General features: G+C 43.1%; 17 protein-coding genes. 11 read left to right on the top strand and 6 right to left on the bottom strand.

Going from position 1 to position 18,724, the window contains the following annotated elements; all coding sequences use genetic code 11:
* Positions 1–1,128, top strand: coding sequence for an o-succinylbenzoate synthase (gene menC / locus IGK14_RS12590; protein WP_010749825.1), 1,128 nt, complete (start codon positions 1–3; stop codon positions 1,126–1,128).
* Positions 1,129–1,200: 72 nt separating this feature from the next.
* Here the strand turns inward: menC and IGK14_RS12585 are convergent, their stop codons facing one another.
* Entirely contained in the window at positions 1,201–2,739 is a 1,539-nt protein-coding gene (locus IGK14_RS12585) for an AMP-binding protein (protein ID WP_010749824.1), read from the bottom strand.
* A 194-nt stretch (positions 2,740–2,933) separates the two neighbouring features.
* Positions 2,934–3,557: a DapH/DapD/GlmU-related protein gene (locus IGK14_RS12580; RefSeq protein WP_010749823.1), complete on the bottom strand. Its 624-nt coding sequence runs from the start codon at positions 3,555–3,557 to the stop codon at positions 2,934–2,936.
* Between the two features lie 94 nt (positions 3,558–3,651).
* On the opposite strand from IGK14_RS12580, the gene IGK14_RS12575 reads away from it, so the two are divergent.
* The 5 genes from IGK14_RS12575 (at position 3,652) to IGK14_RS12555 (ending at position 10,180) form a co-directional block, all read left to right on the top strand.
* Positions 3,652–4,845 (top strand): phosphoglycerate dehydrogenase, encoded by a 1,194-nt coding sequence (locus IGK14_RS12575; RefSeq protein ID WP_010749822.1) that lies wholly within the window; start codon positions 3,652–3,654, stop codon positions 4,843–4,845.
* A gap of 54 nt (positions 4,846–4,899) precedes the next feature.
* Positions 4,900–5,553, top strand: coding sequence for a GntR family transcriptional regulator (locus IGK14_RS12570; RefSeq protein WP_005228608.1), 654 nt, complete (start codon positions 4,900–4,902; stop codon positions 5,551–5,553).
* 135 nt (positions 5,554–5,688) lie between these two features.
* Positions 5,689–6,903 (top strand): quaternary amine ABC transporter ATP-binding protein, encoded by a 1,215-nt coding sequence (locus IGK14_RS12565; RefSeq protein WP_005228609.1) that lies wholly within the window; start codon positions 5,689–5,691, stop codon positions 6,901–6,903.
* Positions 6,896–8,620, top strand: a complete 1,725-nt coding sequence (locus tag IGK14_RS12560; protein ID WP_005228611.1) for an ABC transporter permease/substrate binding protein — start codon at positions 6,896–6,898, stop codon at positions 8,618–8,620. The genes IGK14_RS12565 and IGK14_RS12560 overlap by 8 nt, the downstream gene beginning before the upstream one ends.
* Positions 8,621–8,743: 123 nt before the next feature.
* The gene (locus tag IGK14_RS12555; RefSeq protein WP_010749237.1) at positions 8,744–10,180 is read left to right on the top strand and encodes an IS1182 family transposase; all 1,437 of its coding nucleotides are present in this window, start codon (positions 8,744–8,746) and stop codon (positions 10,178–10,180) included.
* A 123-nt stretch (positions 10,181–10,303) separates the two neighbouring features.
* On the opposite strand, the gene IGK14_RS12550 is transcribed toward IGK14_RS12555, so the two are convergent.
* From IGK14_RS12550 to IGK14_RS12540, 3 genes are read right to left on the bottom strand one after another with little or no spacing between them, the layout of a single operon-like run.
* On the bottom strand, positions 10,304–11,140 hold the full coding sequence (locus tag IGK14_RS12550) for a histidinol-phosphatase HisJ family protein (RefSeq protein ID WP_010749821.1): 837 nt from the start codon (positions 11,138–11,140) through the stop codon (positions 10,304–10,306).
* Positions 11,141–11,159: 19 nt separating this feature from the next.
* Positions 11,160–11,801, bottom strand: a complete 642-nt coding sequence (locus IGK14_RS12545; RefSeq protein WP_010749820.1) for a sugar O-acetyltransferase — start codon at positions 11,799–11,801, stop codon at positions 11,160–11,162.
* Between the two features lie 13 nt (positions 11,802–11,814).
* Positions 11,815–12,207, bottom strand: a complete 393-nt coding sequence (locus IGK14_RS12540; protein ID WP_010749819.1) for a VOC family protein — start codon at positions 12,205–12,207, stop codon at positions 11,815–11,817.
* 158 nt (positions 12,208–12,365) lie between these two features.
* Between IGK14_RS12540 and IGK14_RS12535 the strand changes: the two genes are divergently transcribed.
* Positions 12,366–13,346, top strand: coding sequence for an ROK family protein (locus IGK14_RS12535; RefSeq protein WP_010749818.1), 981 nt, complete (start codon positions 12,366–12,368; stop codon positions 13,344–13,346).
* A gap of 89 nt (positions 13,347–13,435) precedes the next feature.
* Here the strand turns inward: IGK14_RS12535 and rnhC are convergent, their stop codons facing one another.
* Positions 13,436–14,362, bottom strand: a complete 927-nt coding sequence (gene rnhC / locus IGK14_RS12530; protein ID WP_005228632.1) for a ribonuclease HIII — start codon at positions 14,360–14,362, stop codon at positions 13,436–13,438.
* Between the two features lie 216 nt (positions 14,363–14,578).
* Between rnhC and zapA the strand changes: the two genes are divergently transcribed.
* The 4 genes from zapA to trxA all read left to right on the top strand — a co-directional run bounded on the left by zapA (position 14,579) and on the right by trxA (position 18,450).
* The gene (gene zapA, locus IGK14_RS12525) at positions 14,579–15,019 is read left to right on the top strand and encodes a cell division protein ZapA (protein ID WP_005228634.1); all 441 of its coding nucleotides are present in this window, start codon (positions 14,579–14,581) and stop codon (positions 15,017–15,019) included.
* A 23-nt stretch (positions 15,020–15,042) separates the two neighbouring features.
* A complete protein-coding gene (locus tag IGK14_RS12520) occupies positions 15,043–15,597 on the top strand; it encodes a CvpA family protein (protein ID WP_010749817.1) in 555 nt (184 codons plus the stop codon).
* A 78-nt stretch (positions 15,598–15,675) separates the two neighbouring features.
* Complete coding sequence (locus tag IGK14_RS12515; protein ID WP_010749816.1) at positions 15,676–18,039, top strand: endonuclease MutS2; 2,364 nt, start codon at positions 15,676–15,678, stop codon at positions 18,037–18,039.
* A 96-nt stretch (positions 18,040–18,135) separates the two neighbouring features.
* Positions 18,136–18,450, top strand: coding sequence for a thioredoxin (gene trxA / locus IGK14_RS12510; protein ID WP_005228645.1), 315 nt, complete (start codon positions 18,136–18,138; stop codon positions 18,448–18,450).
* The last annotated feature ends 274 nt before the right edge of the window (positions 18,451–18,724 follow it).

Below are 18,724 nucleotides of genomic sequence, written 5' to 3'. Positions count from 1 at the left end.
ATGAAGATTGAAAAAATTGAACGCATCGCCTGTCGCTTGCCCCTCAAACAACCCTTTGTGACAAGTTATGGACAATTAACAGAAAAAGCTTTTGATCTTTATTTGGTGACAACAGAGGATAAAACGATGGGCATCGGTGAATTGGTCGCTTTTGAGCAGCCAGATTACATTGAAGAAACCCTCTTTTCTGCTCGACAAGTGATTGAAACAGCACTGATCCCATTATTGATTGACCAAGAGATCGAGCATCCGCAAGAAGTTTGTCAGCTGTTTCAAACGGTCCAAGGAAACTACATGGCAAAATCGGCTTTGGAAACAGCGATTTGGGATCTATATGGCAAGCAAACGCATCAAAGTGTGAAAGAGCTTTATACCGCAACCCGACCGAGTGTCGCTGTTGGCGTTAGTCTTGGCATACAAGACTCTGTCGAAAAACTAGTGGCTCTTGTTGCCGATTATGTCGCCCAAGGGTATCAACGAATCAAATTAAAAATCAAGCCTGGGCAAGATCTGGTACCCTTGCGAGCGATTCGACAAGCCTTTCCAGAATTGCTTTTGATGGCAGATGCAAACGGAGCCTATCAGAGTGAGCCAGAACGCATTTTGGCACTTGATGACTTAGGCTTGGTGATGATCGAGCAACCACTTAAGGTACGAGATCTGGTGGGGCACAGTCAGCTGCAGCGGCAGATGAAGACGCCTCTATGTTTGGATGAAGATATTCGAACGGCAGAAGACGTCGATACCGTCGCAGCCCTGGACAGCTGCCGTGCGATCAACCTGAAAATCCCCCGTGTCGGTGGGATCACCGAAGCCTTGCGAATCCTTGATCGATGTCAAACCCATGGACTACTCGTTTGGTTAGGCGGCATGTTTGAGTCTGGTGTGGGGCGAGCCATGAATTTGCAATTTGCGAGTCAAGATATTTTCCATTTTCCTGGGGATCTTTCCGCTTCTGATCGTTACTTTTATGATGATGTCATTACACAGCCTGCAACTTTGCATGAAGGCAAGCTGCTGGTACCTGATGGAAAGGGCTTTGGCATCACGTTAGCAGAAACAAAGCTAAGTCAGTATGGGCAACCTAAAGAATGCATCTACTCAATAAAACGATCAGCGAAAGAATAACATCATCAAAGAAAAAACAGTAAAAATAAAAGAAATGGCCAGCAGGGAAATCTGCTGGCCATTTCTTTTGCTTTATTCTGCGTTTTTGAATTCTTTTTCAATTTGTAGTCGTTGGACTTTCATGGTTGCTGTTCGTGGGATATCTTCGTAGTCGCGTAAAATTGGCTGATTGAGGTGAGGGAGATCTTCCACCATTTTCCACCAAGCATCCCAATCCATTTGACGATTTGGTGCTAAAGCAATGATTGGTTGCGGTGAGTTTTCTTTGTCGCGAACGATCACGACTTCGGCAAGGAAGTCTAAATGATCCAGCAAAAGGTCTTCCAAGGCAAGATTGCTTTCAATATTTTTGATCAAGTCCACTTGACGGTCTTTTAAGTAAAGATGTCCCTGATCATCCATCATGCCGTAATCACCACTGTCCCACCAAGCGCCATAGACATTGTCAGCAAAACGCTGATCTTCTTTATAATAGGTCAACGCGCGTCCTTTTGAAAGGAAATGGATGTGCCCATCGGTATTGGCTGGCAGCTCGTTGCCCTCAGCATCGGCGATCCGTGCTCTCGTTAAGTCCTCCAGACCGACACCCATATCACGGGCATCGTTGGTAGCGATGCTTTCTAAGGTATGTGCTTTTAGGATCATTGGCCCGCATTCACTTTGGCCATAGACTTGTAAAAAGAGTGCTTCTTTTGTTGCTGAAGTATTTAAAAAAGTCGCCATTGTTTGATTGTTGATGGCATCAAAGGTTGAGTGATAGTAACGAATATTGGCGAAAGCATCTGGTTGTTCTTTTGCCACAAAGCTCCATTGGACAAAATTGTTTGGATGAGTTTCCAAAGCGATCGGTGGGTATTCTTTTAACATGCCTACGACATGAGCACCGTTGGCATTGGCTAATGGCATCATCGGGAAGCCCATCGCCATCAAGGAGGAGATACCGATGTTGAAGCGGGAGTGCACCGGTGAAATATGGAACGCAATTAAATCAGAGTCAGCTTTGGTGCGATCGATCTTGGTGAAGATCGTTTTTTGCCATTTTGTCCGCCAGCCCATGGAGTTTGCTGAATGACAAATCAATTTTGGAATACCCGTCGTTCCAGAAGTATGGGTCATATAGGAAATTTGATCCACCGGTAATTCAGTTTGTTCCACTGGTTCCTCTGTTTGTTGTAGCAAATGGCGAACAGCGATCTGTTTGTCAGTACTGCTATTTTTCACTTGTGCGACGCGGCCTTCGGTTTCTTCATCAAATAAGATGTAAGGATCTTCTAAGCGATCCACAAACACTTCGATGGTTTCAGCAGGAAAATGATAGGAGATCATAGCAGGAACGGCACCAAGGTAAGAAGCAGCCGTTGCTAACAAATACGTATCGAATTTTGAAGATTTATACAGAATGATTTTATCTCCTGCTTGCACGCCAAGTGAGGCAAGTTGATAAGCACGCTTTAAAATCATTTCATGGCTCGAACGGTAGGTACTACGATAGCCAAGCTCAGGAAATGCTGGCAACACTTCATCATGGATGATGGGGGTGTCAGGAAACGTCTCAGCAGCTTCGCGATAATTGGTGTATAGATTCAATGGACGATAGTCTAAAATGGACAAATAGAACACTCCTTTAAAAGTTCGTGAAAAACTTCATTTGATTTCTCCATTTTAGCACAGGAATTCCTCGATACAATAGATATTTTGTGTTTTTTATTTATTTCTAAAAAATCATCCGGGCAAAGACTTTCGAAGAATGAATGATTGTGATGTGTTATCATTCATTCCTCGTACTAAGCGGAAAAAGTGCATAATCAACGGGTGTATTTTGCTACAAAATCTTTGATTGGGAGGCGAAAGTCTAAATAGCGTGCTTTTAATTCTGCACGATTCCAATTCCACCAAGCGATTTCTTGCAAAGCAGTGATCGTTTCTGGATCAAAGCGGTATTTGATCACTTTTGCTGGAACCCCGCCGACGATCGCATAAGGCGGCACATCTTTGGTTACGACTGCGTTTGAGGCGATCACGGCACCATCACCGACGGTCAAACCAGATTGGATCACGGCACCGTGGCCGATCCAGACATCATTGCCAATGACGGTCGTTTTTGCTTTGCGTTTTTCTAAGAAGGACTCGTCCTTTGGCGCAAATCCATAGCCTTCGCCATTATAGGCAAAAAGATGCTGACTAGGGCGTTCATAGGGATGATTGGTAGGGCCGATGCGGACCATCGCTGCGATACTGATAAAACGTCCTAATTGGCTGTTCTGAATAAAGCAATATTGCCCCGTATAGGTATAATTGCCGATGGAAGAATGATCAATGTGATTGGCTTCGCCAATTTCGACATAGTCTCCTAAAGTTGTGTCTTGAAGCTGCGAGTCTTTGCCAACGATCGGCTGTTCATCTGGAAAATTTGTGATCGATAGGTGCATAGAAATCATCCTCTCTTGCGTATTGCTATCATTTTACCGCACTTTTTTGTACTATTTGACTAATACGCACTAAAGACAAAAGGAGGTCTGCTTTATGGAGACGATTTATCAGTTAGATAAGATGACCGAAACGATAGCTAAGCGAGCAATCAAAAAAGGATACTCGTTAAAAAATCAAGCGGCCCCAGAGGCGCTGTTTGTGCGCAGTTCAACGGTTCCTAACGAATTGATCACACCAGAATTAGCTGTGATCGCTCGCTCAGGAACAGGCACCAATACGATCGATTTGGCACGGTGTACTCAAAATGGCACAGTAGTTTTCAATAGTCCTGGTGTCAATGCCAATGCAGTCAAAGAGTTGGTGCTATCCAATTTATTTCTCAGCGTCCGCCCCTTATTCAAAGCGATCCAGACGGTAGCCGATTTGCAAGAAGAACTAACGTCCGGTCAATTTGAAGCAGAAGAGGTGTTGAAGGTAGCTGAAGAACGGCGAAAAGAAGTGATTGGCGAAGAATTAGCTGGAAAAACCATCGGTATTTTAGGGTTAGGAGAGATCGGTGAACGGGTGGCAAAAGCCTGTCATCAGCTAGGGATGGAGGTTTTGGGCTATGCCCGAACGAAGAAAGCAGCACACGATTACGAGCAAGTCAGTGACCTGCAAATGCTGTTGACCGAATCAGATTTTGTGGTGGTCTTGCTCCCTTTAAGTCAAGAGACCAAAGGCATGCTGAATCGACAAACGATTCAGCAGATGAAAAAAAATGCAGTGTTGATGAATTTTGGTCGCGGGGAAATCGTGGAAGAAGCAGCCGTCTTAGAAGCATTAGCCAAAAATCAGCTCAAACAATACATCACTGATTTTCCTAGTGCGGGCTTGATCGGACAACCGAAAGTGTTGTGTTATCCGCATATCGGCGGCAGTACTACCAATGCCTTGGAAAAGGGGGACCACGTAGTTTTTGATCGCATGCATGCCTATTTACGCGCTGGGACGATTCAAGAATCGGTCAATTTCCCCCATGCAGAGTTGCCTTTTTTGGCACCGTATCGCTTAGCGCTGTTTTATCACGACAAGCCTGGTGCTTTTGCCCCATTATTGCGGATCATTTCTGAAGCAGGCGTGGATATCGATAATTTGGCGAGTGAGAGAAAAGCCGGAGTTGCCTATACTTTGATTGATCTTGATGAGACAAATGAAACACTGCTGCAAGATCTACAGCAGCAGATACGGCAAGAAACAGCGATCATTCGTGCCCGCTTGATCAAAAATTCGCGAACCAGTGAATAGTTGCCACCAACAATGTTTCTTGTTATGATGAAAAAAAAGTAAAGGAAGTTCATCATGACGAATAAGTTTCAAGATAAAAAGAAGGTCGCTTTGCCTCGTTATCAGCAGATTGCCGTAGCGATCGCGGAACGAATCGTTGAAAATCGCTACCAAGTTGGGCAAAAGATCCATGCACGCTCAACGTTAGCCAGCAATTTCAATGTCTCTCCTGAAACAGCCCGCAAAGCGATCAATGTATTAGTTGATTTAGAAATCATGGACGTCCGTCATGGCAGCGGCGCCTATATTGCTTCAAAGGAAAAAGCACAGGCCTTTGTGGAACAATACCAAGATGTGCAGTCGATCCAAGAAATTAGACAAGATATTTTAGACAGTGTGGAGCGGCAGCAGCAAGAGCTGGATAATTTTTCTGACTTGTTGAACACGCTAGTGCAGCAAACCAAAAAGGTACACCACATGAGTCCGTTTGTGCCCTTTGAGCTTCAGCTGACGGAACAGGCGCAGCATTTAGAAAAAAGTATCAACGAATTGAATGTTTGGCAGGCAACAGGGGCGACGATCATCGCGATCCAAACAACCGAAGAATTGTTGTTGTCACCGGGACCTTATGCGAAATTCAGTGCAGGCAATACGATTTATTTTGTCGGGAATGAATTGGCGTTGCAGCGCATGACCAATTTCTTCTATCCAACGGACCATTCAGCGTAATTCTTTTTCCTGATTCCCATGCTTTTTTTGCAAAAGAAAAAGCAGTGGGAAATTTTTTTTGACAAAGTGACCACATCTTGTTAAGATAGTATGGTCACTTTCGTGAAATTTTTCAGAAAAAGGAGTATTAATCATTTGAGTAAAGTTAAAGTGGAACACTTAACCAAAATCTTCGGTAAGAAAAAGCAGCAAGCTCTTGCCATGGTCAAAGAACAACGCAGCAAAAACGAGATTTTAGAAAAAACGGGTGCCACCGTTGGGGTCTATGATGTGAACTTTGAAGTCAACGAAGGCGAGATTTTCGTCATCATGGGCCTTTCTGGAAGCGGGAAGTCAACATTGATTCGACTATTGAATCGATTGATCGAGCCGTCTGGCGGAGATATTTACATAGATGGCGTGGATGTTGCCAAAATGAGTAAAGAGGAACTACGAGAAGTTCGCCGTCACAAAATCAACATGGTTTTCCAAAGCTTTGGCCTTTTCCCTCATCGGACAATTTTAGAGAACACAGAATACGGACTAGAAGTCCGTGGGGTCTCGAAAGAAGAACGAACAGCGAAAGCGGAAAAAGCGTTAGAAAACTCAGGATTGCTTTCTTTTAAAGACCAATACCCTGACCAGCTGTCTGGAGGGATGCAACAGCGTGTGGGACTTGCCCGTGCGTTAGCCAATGATCCAGAGATCCTCTTGATGGATGAGGCCTTTTCAGCATTAGATCCGCTGATTCGCCGTGAAATGCAAGATGAACTTTTAGAATTGCAAGCCAATGTTCAAAAAACGATTATCTTTATCACCCATGATTTGAACGAGGCCTTGCGGATCGGTGACCGGATCGCTTTAATGAAAGATGGTCAGATCATGCAGATCGGTACAGGAGAAGATATTTTGACGAATCCTGCCAACCAATACGTGCGTGATTTCGTGGAAGATGTCGATCGTTCCAAAGTCTTGACTGCGCAAAACATCATGGTCCCAGCATTGACGACGAACATCGAGATCGATGGACCAAGCGTAGCATTGAACCGGATGCGGAAAGAAGAAGTCAGCATGCTGTTAGCCGTCGACAAACGTCGTCACCTAAAAGGAAGCCTGACAGCCGAGTCTGCTCGTGAGGCACGGAAAAACAATCTGACCTTGAAGGAAGTTATTGATAAAAATGTTAAAAAGATCGATAAAGATATGCTGGTAACGGATATCTTCAATTTGATCTATGATTCGCCTACACCTTTAGCCGTGGTAGAAAACGATCGCTTGATCGGAGTCGTGATCCGCGGAAGTGTGATTGAAGCATTGGCTGAGACTGATTCAGCCGCTCAAGCAGAGGAAGGGGTAGTGACAAATGGATAATTTCTTACAACATACGATTCCGGTGGCTGATTGGGTCGAAAACTTTACTGATTGGCTAACAGGAACTTTCAGTGGATTGTTTTCAGCCTTACAGTCTTTCGGACAATTTATCATGGACGCTATTACAAATGTATTACTGTTTGTACCACCGTTATTAATGATCGTCTTATTGACGGCTGCTGCCTTTTTCGTTTCACGCAAAAAATTCGGCTTGCCAGCTTTTACTTTTGTCGGGTTGCTGTTCATCTATAACCAAGGGTTATGGACAGACTTGATGAACACCGTCACGTTGGTCTTATTGTCGAGTTTGGTTTCGATCATCATTGGGATTCCACTAGGAATCTTAATGGCGAAAAGCGAAAAAGCGCAAAGTATCGTGACGCCGATCTTAGACTTTATGCAAACGATGCCTGGTTTCGTTTATTTGATTCCTGCGGTTGCTTTCTTTGGGATCGGGATGGTTCCTGGGGTCTTCGCCTCAGTGATCTTTGCTCTACCACCAACCGTTCGGATGACGAACTTAGGGATTCGCCAAATTTCTCGTGAATTGGTGGAAGCCTCTGATTCCTTCGGTGGGACTGGCTGGCAAAAACTGATCAAATTAGAATTGCCACTAGCCAAAAGCACTATTTTGGCTGGGGTCAACCAAACCACGATGCTGGCATTATCAATGGTCGTGATCGCGTCAATGATCGGTGCTCCTGGGTTAGGGCGCGGCGTCTTGTCCGCCTTGCAACGAGCACAAGTCGGTAACGGATTTGTCAGTGGGGTATCCTTAGTTATTTTGGCGATCATCATGGATCGCTTTACCCAGAATTTGAATCGTTCGGCACATCAAAAAGCAGCCAGCAAGACAAGTCGCAAACAAAAACGTCTTTTTGGCGGGATTGCTGCAGCGGCAGTCGTTGCTTTGATTGGAGCATCGTTTGCCTTTGGAAATGTTTCTGACAGCAAAGGCACGGTGAACTTGGCGTATGTCGAATGGGATACGGAAGTTGCATCTACCCATGTGGTGGCAGAAGTTTTGTCGCAAATGGGCTACGAAGTCAATACGACGCCTTTGGATAATGCCATCATGTGGGAATCGGTGGCAAAAGGGGAAGTTGACGGGATGGTCGCTGCTTGGCTGCCATCTACGCATCAATCCCAGTATGAACAGTACCAAGACCAAGTTGAAAACTTAGGTCCTAACTTAGAGGGGGCAAAACTGGGGATCGTTGTACCAAGTTATATGGATGTAGATTCCATCGCTGACCTTTCTGACGAAGCTGGAAAAACCATCACTGGTATCGAACCAGGCGCTGGTGTCGTAAATGCAGCGGAAAATACAGTTGCAACGTATGACAACCTTTCAGATTGGAATGTCGCTACCTCTTCTTCAGGAGCGATGACAGTGGCATTAGGCCAAGCCATCAAGAACCAAGATGAGATCGTTATTACTGGCTGGTCTCCACATTGGATGTTTGCGAAATATGATCTGAAATATCTGGATGATCCAGAAGGAACAATGGGTGAAGCAGAAAGCATCAACACTGTTGTACGCCAAGGATTAGCAGATGACATGCCAGAAGTCTACGAAGTACTTGATCGTTTCAACTGGACACAAGAAGACATGGAAGAAGTCATGTTAGCAATCAATGACGGAACGTCAGCCGAAGATGCAGCCAAAGATTGGGTAGCCAATCACCCAGAAGAAGTTGCTGCTTGGACGAACTAACGTCTAAAAAAGAACGACCGCAGATTAAAGCGGTCGTTCCAGACTGTAGACAAAGTACTAGTTTTTAGTGCTTTGTCTTTTTTTATCCGTTAAAATAAGAGTATCAATTGGAGGTGTATCCAGATGCTCTCAAAACAAGATATGAGTAAACGCGCACAAATCGGTTTCTTTTCTCTTGAAGACTTGGTCCCACAGGACCATTTATTGCGGCAAATAGATCAATGTATTGATTTCTCCTTTATTTATGAATTGGTTAAAGAGAAATACGATGAAATCCAAGGACGTCCTAGCTTGGATCCTATTCTTCTAATTAAATTACCAATGATTCAATATCTATTTGGTATTAAAAGTATGAGACAAACAATAAAAGAAATAGAAGTGAATATCGCTTATCGCTGGTTTTTAGGTTTGAGTTTAGAAGATCCCGTTCCTCATTTTTCAACATTTGGTAAAAACTATACGCGACGGTTCAAAGGAACAGATCTCTTTGAAAAAATTTTTTATGAAATTCTAGAACAATGTATCGCTGAAGGTATCGTAGATACTTCCAAAGTATTTATTGATAGTACGCATATTAAAGCACATGCGAATCGTAACAAAAAAGAATCTGTCGAAGTAATGGAACAAGCTGTTTTTTATACAGATAAGCTGACAAAAGAAATCACCAAGAATCGAGAAAAACATTTAAAAAAGCCCTTAAAAGAAACAAACGCAGAAAGTAAAACTTCCTTGAAAAAAAGAAGTACGACTGATCCTGAAAGTGGTTGGTTTCATAAAGGTGAACACAAAGAAGTTTTTGCCTATAGCTCACAAGTGGCGTGTGATAAACATGGATGGATATTAGGTTATACTACACACCCAGGGAACTTTCATGACAGTCGTACGTTTGTTTCTTTATTTAACAAGCTCAAAGGAGCTTTTCCCCTAGAAAAATTAATTATGGATGCTGGGTATAAGACACCAGCAATTGCACATTTACTACTCGAACATAAATTGACCCCAATTTTCCCATACAAACGTCCTATGACTAAAAAAGGCTATTTCAAGAAACATGAATATGTTTATGACGATTACTATAATTGTTATATCTGTCCCAATAATAAAATACTCTCTTATGCCACTACCAATCGCAAAGGATATATCGAATACAAAAGCAATCCAAAGGATTGTAAAAATTGTCCTTTCTTGTCTAAGTGTACCAACTCAAAAAATCATACCAAAGTAATCACTAGACACATTTGGGCTGAAGCTATAGAGACCTGTGAAGAGATACGCCATCAAAGTTGGTTCAAAGAACTTTATAAAAAGAGAAAAGAAACCATTGAACGAATTTTTGGGACAGCAAAAGAATTTCATGGGTTACGTTATACCAATCAAATAGGAATTGAAAAAATGCACATGAAAATTGGGCTTACTTTTGCGTGTCTTAATATGAAAAAGCTAGCAAAAATAAAAAGGATCAGAGCGCAAAAGAGACGTTTTCCTAAAGGAAAACTGCCTAATCTATCGATTATCCATAGAATATTACATAGAAAAAAGACAAACCTCATGTTTGTATAAGGTTTGTCTACAGTCTGGAACGACCGCAGATTAAAGCGGTCGTTCTTTTTTTGTTTAAAATACTTAGGTTCGTAACGAAAGACGAGGGGATGATTTTTGCAAAAGACGGAGCTTTTGTGCAGGTTAAGCAAAACGATGAAAAATCGGCTGCATCTGTTCAAACGTACAGAGCTTTGTAAATCCTAATGACCGTAAAAGATCTTGTCCCTCTTTGATTTGAAACCCGAGGTGCTCTGATTTATGACTGTCGCTGCCGATGGTTATCACGCTTCCCCCCAAGTCACGATAAAGCTTGAGGATCTCGATCGATGGCGTATACCCGTTGATTCCGTAACGGTGGGAAGAGGTATTCAGTTCAATGCCTTTGCCATTTTTGATCACGACTTTCAAGATCTCTGCGATTTGTTCTTTCGTTTGTTCAAAAGCGTCCTTCTCTTTATCTAAATAACGACGAATCAAATCCATATGGGCTAAGACGGAATACTCTTTATATGTCGTGACCAGCTGATACATTTCATCATAATAGCGCTCGTAGCATTCCTGTTGGCTGCGTCCTTTTTGAAATTCTCCAGTCCAAAATTCTTGATCGTCTACCTGATGAACGGAAAGTAAAATGAAGTCAAAGGGATGCGAATGATAAAGACGGGTAAATTGTGGGATCGTGTGCATTTGCATCCCAAATTCCAGCCCAGTTTTTAGCTTGATTTGGTCACTGTATGTTTCCTTTAAGCGTGCCAGTTCGTTAAAATACAAGTCGTAGTAGACATTTTTTACGACTTTATTGGCTCCGACGAGGTACGTATCCGTCGCTTGCCAGTCTTCTTTGACCCCATAATCCACATGATCGGTAAAGCAGATTTCTGCTAAGCCTAGTTTAATGGCGTCTTTGACTACATCTTCCATCAAATACCAAGAATCATCGCTGTAATCACTATGGACGTGATAGTCTGTAAAAATCATGGCGTCTCCTTTTGTTTCGTTATTTTTGCTGCTTCTGCCAGTCTGCTCGTTTTTGATGATAGAGCTGGGCGGCAGTTTCCCAATGTTCTTTGTCAGCCGGCTGAATCTCACGGATCACACGGGCTGGATTGCCGCCGACGATCGTATTCGGCGGCACATCTTTTGTGACGACGGAACCAGCAGCGACGATGGTATGTTTGCCGATCGTGACACCTGGTAAAATCGTACTATTGCCCCCGATCCAAACGTAATCTTCGACGGTGATCGGTAGGCCAAATTCCAAATCTTGACTGCGGACCACAGAATCGATTGGATGACCGGCGGTATAGAAGCTGACCCGTGGTCCCACCATCACATGATCACCAATCAGAATCTTATTGACATCTAAAAAAATGCAATCCATATTGGCATAAAAGTGATCACCAATCTCAACATGGCGACCATAATCAACATAAAGGGGTGGTTGGACAAAGCAATGCTGCCCAAATTTGCCAAAGAGTGCTTTTTCTTTGGCGATGATTCGTTCTCGGTCATTGACTGGTAAATGGTTGATTTCCTGGGCACGTTTTTTTCCCTCCGCTGAACCATTCTCAGGGAGAATGCCAGCAGCTTGATACAATTGACCAGCCAACATCGCTTGATAATCAAAGTCTTCTTTCATTGTAAAATCCTTTCTAAGACGGTAAATCGTCGGTGGTTAATTCAATCAAATTGCCTTCGGGGTCTTGGACAACTGCTTCATAATAGCCATCGCCTGTTGTACGAGGACCATTTAAAAGAGGGTAGCCATCTTCAACAAACCGTTGAGCGTATCGATCGACGTCAGCTTGATCACCAACTGCAATCGCAAGGTGAGTGTAGCCTAAGCTTTCGCTGATACGAGGGCTTAAAAATTTCTTGGTCGTTAATTCTAACCGACTTCCAGAATCAAAGGTCAAAAAATAGGACTGAAAGCCTGTTTTCGGATTATGGTATTTTGTGTTGCTGACCGCCTGAAAGTAGGTTTCATAAAATGTCCTCATTTTTTCCAAATCATTGACATATAGTGCGATGTGTTCAATTTTCATTATCGACAACTCCTTTAATAAGCAATATAGATCGTTTTTTTTGAACCTAGTAAACTTTGTTTAATAAGTTGCTTCTATTATACCTTTGTTAACAAAATTAATAAAGGTATATTCCCAGCTTTTTATCTGTTAAAATAGAAGCGTTGAGGGGGAGAAAAATGAAAGCTTATCAGCCAACGACCATTAAATTACATAATCAGGCAGTATTGCTGGATTTGCTAAAACAGCAGCAAGCGCCTATGACCAAGCGCCAACTGGCAGATGCCTCTCAATTAAGCGTGGTAACGATCAACAAGCTGCTTCCTGAATTGATTGAAAAGCAGTTGCTTTTGACGACGGATCAACCGCAACGAACGGGAGGACGTCAAGCTGCGGCTTACCAGTACAATGCGCAACGGACACTGTTGTTGATCATTCAGTTTATCGAAGAAGACCAGCAGATCGTGATTCGTTTTTCAGTCGTCGATCTCGTCGGGAACATTTTGCATCATGAGCAGTCAGCAGAGGGCCGATTGCCGCAGTTCTTGCAAGCGATTCGTCAGATAAAACAGGAATACCCGAAAATCAGCTTGGCAGTCGTGGGAATTCCTGGTGTGGAAATTGCTGGAAGACTGAAGATCATGGATGCTCCAGCATTTAAGGACATGGCGCTAGGGGAATTGATTGAAAAGGAGATCGCTGTAAAAACGCTTATTGAGAATGACGTGAATGCTGCGGTATTTCATTTCAAAGAAGAGAAAAAAATCGTGGCTGGCATTTATTTTCCGAAAAATTATCCGCCAGGTGCGGGACTGGTCATCGACCAACAGCTCTTTAAAGGAGCCAACCATTTAAGTGGCGAAATCAAGCATTTGCCGCATCTCTACACGGCTTCTTACCCTTTGGCAACAGAGGCGATCCCAGAACAAGTGACTGCCACTCTTCAAGCGATCGTGGCAGTGACGGACCCGCATCAAGTCATTTTGTTTTTGCCCTCTGAATGGCAGGCGCTCGTGTCGCGCTCCTTTTTGGAAAAGCAGCTGGCAGCAGTATTTCAATATGGCGTCTTGCCAAAATTACACTTTTCCGATCGGTTTTCAGAAAATTATTTGGCTGGGTTGATCACGATGGGAATCGAAGCAGCTGGCTTAGGGCTTTGATTCCCAGCATTCAACTGGTACTGAGGACAAAAACTGCCGCTGCTTCCTTTATTCAGAAGTAGCGGCAGTTTTTTTGAAAATACGAGAACTCACAGCTTGGCGAGTTTCTGTGCTTTTTCGGTATTCGCAAAATGCAGTTTGGCATATTGACCTAATAGTGCTATGCCACCTTGCTGCAGTAATTTTGCGGCAACTTGATCAGCAGCTGCGTGGGCGCCAGAAGGCAAGCGCAAACCGACTTCTTTAGAGGCTGCATCTAATTCATCCAAAAAGACTGTACGACATAAAATAGAGGCTGCCGCTACTGCTAAATGATATTGTTCACCTTTCGTCGCAAAATAGAGCTTTTCAGTGACCGCTACTTGTTCCGACTTTAAATAGGTGCGATAATTTTTTTCGCTCGTGAACTGATCGATCAAAATGGCATCTGGTGTCTCAGGAGCAATCTTTTGCAAAAGCAAACGAATGGCTTGATTATGCAAAGCAACTTTCATTCGGACTGTGTTGTATTTTGGTTGGATCTCGTTGTATTTGCTGGGCGTGACGGTGAGCAATTGGTAAGGAACCAATTCTTTGATTTTCGGCGCCATCTTACGGATCTCTGGATCTGTCAGCATTTTTGAGTCCTTGACTCCTAAAGCTTTCAGCTGTGGTAATTGCTCTTTTTTTGCATAGACGGCACAGACCACCAAAGGACCGAAATAACTGCCATTACCGACCTCGTCACTGCCGACGACGCTTTTTTCGCTAAATCCTGCTGGCAACGCAGTGGATGAAACAGTCGCTTTTTTCTTATCTGGTACAGCACTTGCCGTATCGCCCCATAAGGAAGCTTCTTTTTCAGCAGTCGCTCCTTGGAACATGACTTTTCCTGACGTATAAGCAGTGATCGTCGTTGGCCCTTTTTTGGCGACAAACACTGTATAAGGAACTTTCTTAGCTAGCAAATCTCGTTGGTAAAATTGCTGCATCTTTTGGATAGTTGAAGTTGGTACTTTGATAACGATCGTACTCATTTGATTCCTCCTGATTTTTTGTCTTTTTTTAGGTAGACAAAAGGATACTTTAAGATTTTACCATACTTCTTATTCTTTTTTACTAAGACGATCAGCAAACAAACGATTGGCATGGAAATTCATAAGAAAATCACGTATAATAGTTAAGAGTTTGCGACACATGTTCAATAAGTGATAGAATAGAGCAGAATGTAAGCAATGGGAGGAAATATTCCTATGACGGAGCAAAAGAAACGTTATAAAGCAGTTATCGCGAATCAAAGTTACACGATTATTGGACGCGAAAGCAAAGAACACATGGATATGGTGACAAGATTGGTCAATGACCAACTGCTTGAGATCATGCAATTATCGCCACAAACCGATCAAGAACAAGCGTCGATCTTATTAGCGATCAACGCTGTTTCCGACCAGCTGAAAAAACAAGAACAGCTTTTGGTCCTACAAAAAAAGGTGGACGAGCTGCGAGGACAAGCCATTAAAGCAACGGAGCTTGAGAATCGCATTAAGCGGATCGAAGCGATTGAATCCGAAGCACGGAAAGTTCTCGATGAGACAGGTCGCAGTGATGTGGAGATCCATAATCATGTGGAAGCACAACAGATCTTAAATGAACAAAGGAAACGAAAAATTCAAGAAAAGACAGCCCATGGGTAGTGCGGCGTAGAAAGGATACCTAAATGATTGGATTATTTGTCTTGGTTTTGTTGTTGGCAGCCTTTTACGGCGGCGCACGGCGCGGAACCAGTTTACAATTGGTCTCAGTTTTGGGCTATTTGATCTCTTTTTTCTTTGCAGTAGCAAATTACCAAGAAATTGCGAAGAAAATTGAGCTCTATGTTCCTTATATGTCAGTAACGGCGGACTCAAAGTTAAAATACTACGATATGGAACTGGCTTTAGATTTAGACAAAGCCTATTATGCAGCCATCGCTTTTGTGATGGTGCTCTTTGCTGGATGGCTGATCACAAAACTAGTGGTGATTTTTGCAGACAGTTTGCGTTACAAACGCCTAAGTTTTTTAGGTGGTTATGACTGGGCAGTTGCGGGTGTTTTGAATGTTATCTTGATGTATATCAATTTGTACATGTTTTTCATGATTCTCTCAATGATCCCGTTTGCCACGATTCAAAATCTGTTTGAAACGAGCGGAACTGCGAATTTCATCGTTGATCGGTCGCCGATTCTCTCAGATTACTTCTATCGATTGTGGATCACAGATGTGATTGGGTAAAAAGCAGGCAGATGGTTGCAGAGCCATTCTGCCTTTTTCTTAGGAACAAAAAGTTAAAACAAAGCAGGTGAGAAAAGAATGAATACTAAGATCCTTGATGTTTTAGGATTTGAACAAGTAAAGAGTCAAATCGGTCAGTATATTGTAACAGCCCAAGGGAAAGAAGCTTTAGCAAAGCTTGTGCCATCAAGTGATGTGCAAGTCATTTCCTCTTGGCTGGCAGAAACAGAAGACGCGATCAAGATCCAACGTTTAAGAGGCGGAATCCCTGTACCAAAGATTGAGAATATTCGTCCCCAAATGAAACGGATCGAAATTGGCGCCGATTTAAACGGCATTGAGTTGGCACAAGTTGCCCGTGTCTTATCAACTACGCAGGAATTGAAACGCTTTTTTGCTGATTTGTCTGAAAGCGAGATTGAATTTTCCCGCTTGTATCACTGGGAAGAACAGTTGGTGTCTTTGCCAACCTTGAATCGACGCTTGAAAGAAGCTATCGATGAGGATGGCCGAGTCACAGATGATGCCTCTCCAGCACTACGTGGAATTCGCCAATCGATCCGACGAGCAGAACGGACGATTCGCGAGACATTGGATGGCATCGTCCGAGGTGGCAATGCAAAGTATCTAAGTGATACGATCGTAACCATGCGAAATGAGCGTTATGTGATTCCAGTCAAACAAGAGTACCGAGGTGTTTTCGGCGGGGTAGTCCACGACCAAAGTTCCTCTGGTCAAACCTTGTTTATCGAACCGAAACAAGTAGTGGAACAAAATAACCGTTTGCGCCAGCATCAAATTGCGGAACGGGATGAAATTACACGTATTCTAGCAGAATTGTCAGCAGAGTTAGCCCCATATCAAAGAGAGATTCTCCATAATGCGTATGTGATCGGGATCATGGATTTCATGAATGCCAAGGCTCGTTTTGGAAAAGAGATGAAGGCAATCGTACCAGCGATCAATCAAGACAACCATGTCTTTTTTAAGCAAGCACGTCATCCATTGATCGATCAAGAAAAAGTCGTTCCTAACGATATTACGATTGGAAAAGACTATCAAGCCGTTGTCATTACTGGGCCGAATACCGGTGGGAAAACGATCACCTTAAAAACATTAGGGCTATTGCAAATCATGGGCCAAGCTGGTTTACCAATTCTGGCAGAAGAAGAAAGCCAAATGGGTGTCTTCAATGAGATTTTTGCGGACATTGGGGATGAACAATCCATTGAGCAAAGTCTATCGACCTTTTCTTCTCATATGACAACGATCGTTGATGTGTTGAATAAAGTCGACGAAACAAGTCTGGTGCTTTTTGATGAACTAGGTGCTGGAACCGATCCCCAAGAAGGGGCGGCACTAGCGATTGCGATTTTGGACGAACTAGGGGCTAAGTCGGCTTATGTCATGGCGACGACCCATTATCCTGAACTGAAGGTTTATGGCTATAACCGATCCAATACGATCAATGCCTCTATGGAATTTGATGTTGATACCTTAAGTCCGACCTATCGCTTGTTGATCGGGGTTCCAGGACGAAGCAATGCGTTTGAGATTTCGAAAAGACTTGGCTTGCCAGAGACGATCATTGATCAAGCCAAAGAGATCATGGATGGAGAAAGCCAAGACCTGAATGAAATGATCGCTGATTTAGAAAATCGAAGAAAAATGACGGAAACCGAGTATCTTGAAGTCCGTCATCATGTAAAAGAAGCGGCCCGCTTGCACCAAGAGCTAGAAGCAGCCTATAGTTATTTCTTTGAAGAACGTGAAAAAGAATTGGCGAAAGCTCGGCAAAAAGCCAATCAGATCGTTGAAGAAGCCAAAGAAGAATCTGAAAAAATCATTGCCGATATTCGTAAAATGCAGTTAGCCGGCGGTCAAACGAAGGTCAAAGAACACGAGCTGATTGACGCGCGCACCAAGTTATCAGGGCTACAGCAAGAAGAACATCTGCAAAAAAACAAGGTTCTGCAAAAAGCCAAGGCAGCCAAGACGCTGAAAGAAGGAGACGAAGTGCTGGTAACTTCTTATGGGCAGCGAGGAGTCTTGTTGAAAAAAGCAGGCAAAAATCAATGGCAAGTCCAAATCGGTATTTTGAAAATGAATTTGCCAGAAACAGATCTCCAACCAGCAGCGCCAGTGAAGGAGCCTACACAGCGTATCGTCAATACGATTCGTTCTGCTGACAGCAGTCCAGTGGTCAATCAGTTGGATTTACGAGGCAAGCGGTACGAAGAAGCCCTCAATGAAGTGGATCAGTATTTGGATGCGGCGATTTTGGCAGGCTATCCGCAAGTGACGATCGTCCACGGAAAAGGAACCGGTGCGCTGCGTCAAGGGATTACCGATTATTTGAAAAACCATCGCTCGGTGAAAAGTTTTGAATTTGCCCCAGCAAATCAAGGGGGCAATGGGGCGACCATTGTGAAGTTTAATTAACCTTTAAGAACCCTTACCTTTTGTAAGCAGACGATTTTAAAAAACTTCCGATACGTGGTATACTTTTTTTAGTTTTAAAAATGGAGGGGAAGTACGATGGCAAAAGAAATTACTGATAAAACTTTTTCAGAAGAAACCGATAAAGGCTTAGTCCTTATTGATTTTTGGGCAACTTGGTGTGGTCCATGTCGGATGCAAGCGCCGATCTTGGAACAATTAGCGAATGAATATGAGGAAGACGAATTGAAGATCGTGAAAATGGATGTGGATGAAAATCCTGAAACACCAGCTTCATTCGGGATCATGTCTATTCCAACTTTGTTGTTGAAAAAAGACGGCCAAGTCGTTGATAAAGCAATTGGGGTGCATACAAAAGATCAATTGAAAGCTTTAGTTGCGGAACATATGTAATAGAAGAAACGTTTTTGAAGCAATAGCCGAAAGTGGCTATTGCTTTTTTTATTTTGGGGACAAAGTCTTTGAAGAATGCCTTTGACGTTTCTAACTTCTACTCTTTGTTCCATGCACTGCTGCTGGGGTTCACTCAATTGCTAACGAGAAAAGTGAGAATGAACATTAAGAAAGCAGTCATTCTCCAGCAATGTTAGCAGATCAGAAAAAAAAGATTGACGCTGGTTATATCATTCGATAATATATCATTAAGTGATATAGCTAGTGGGACGGA

Origin of the sequence: Enterococcus sp. DIV0970a (assembly GCF_051711265.1) — a bacterium.
Lineage (GTDB): Bacteria > Bacillota > Bacilli > Lactobacillales > Enterococcaceae > Enterococcus_D > Enterococcus_D casseliflavus.
The sequence above is the reverse complement of the archived record's forward strand: the minus strand, read 5'-3'. Positions and strand labels throughout refer to the sequence as shown.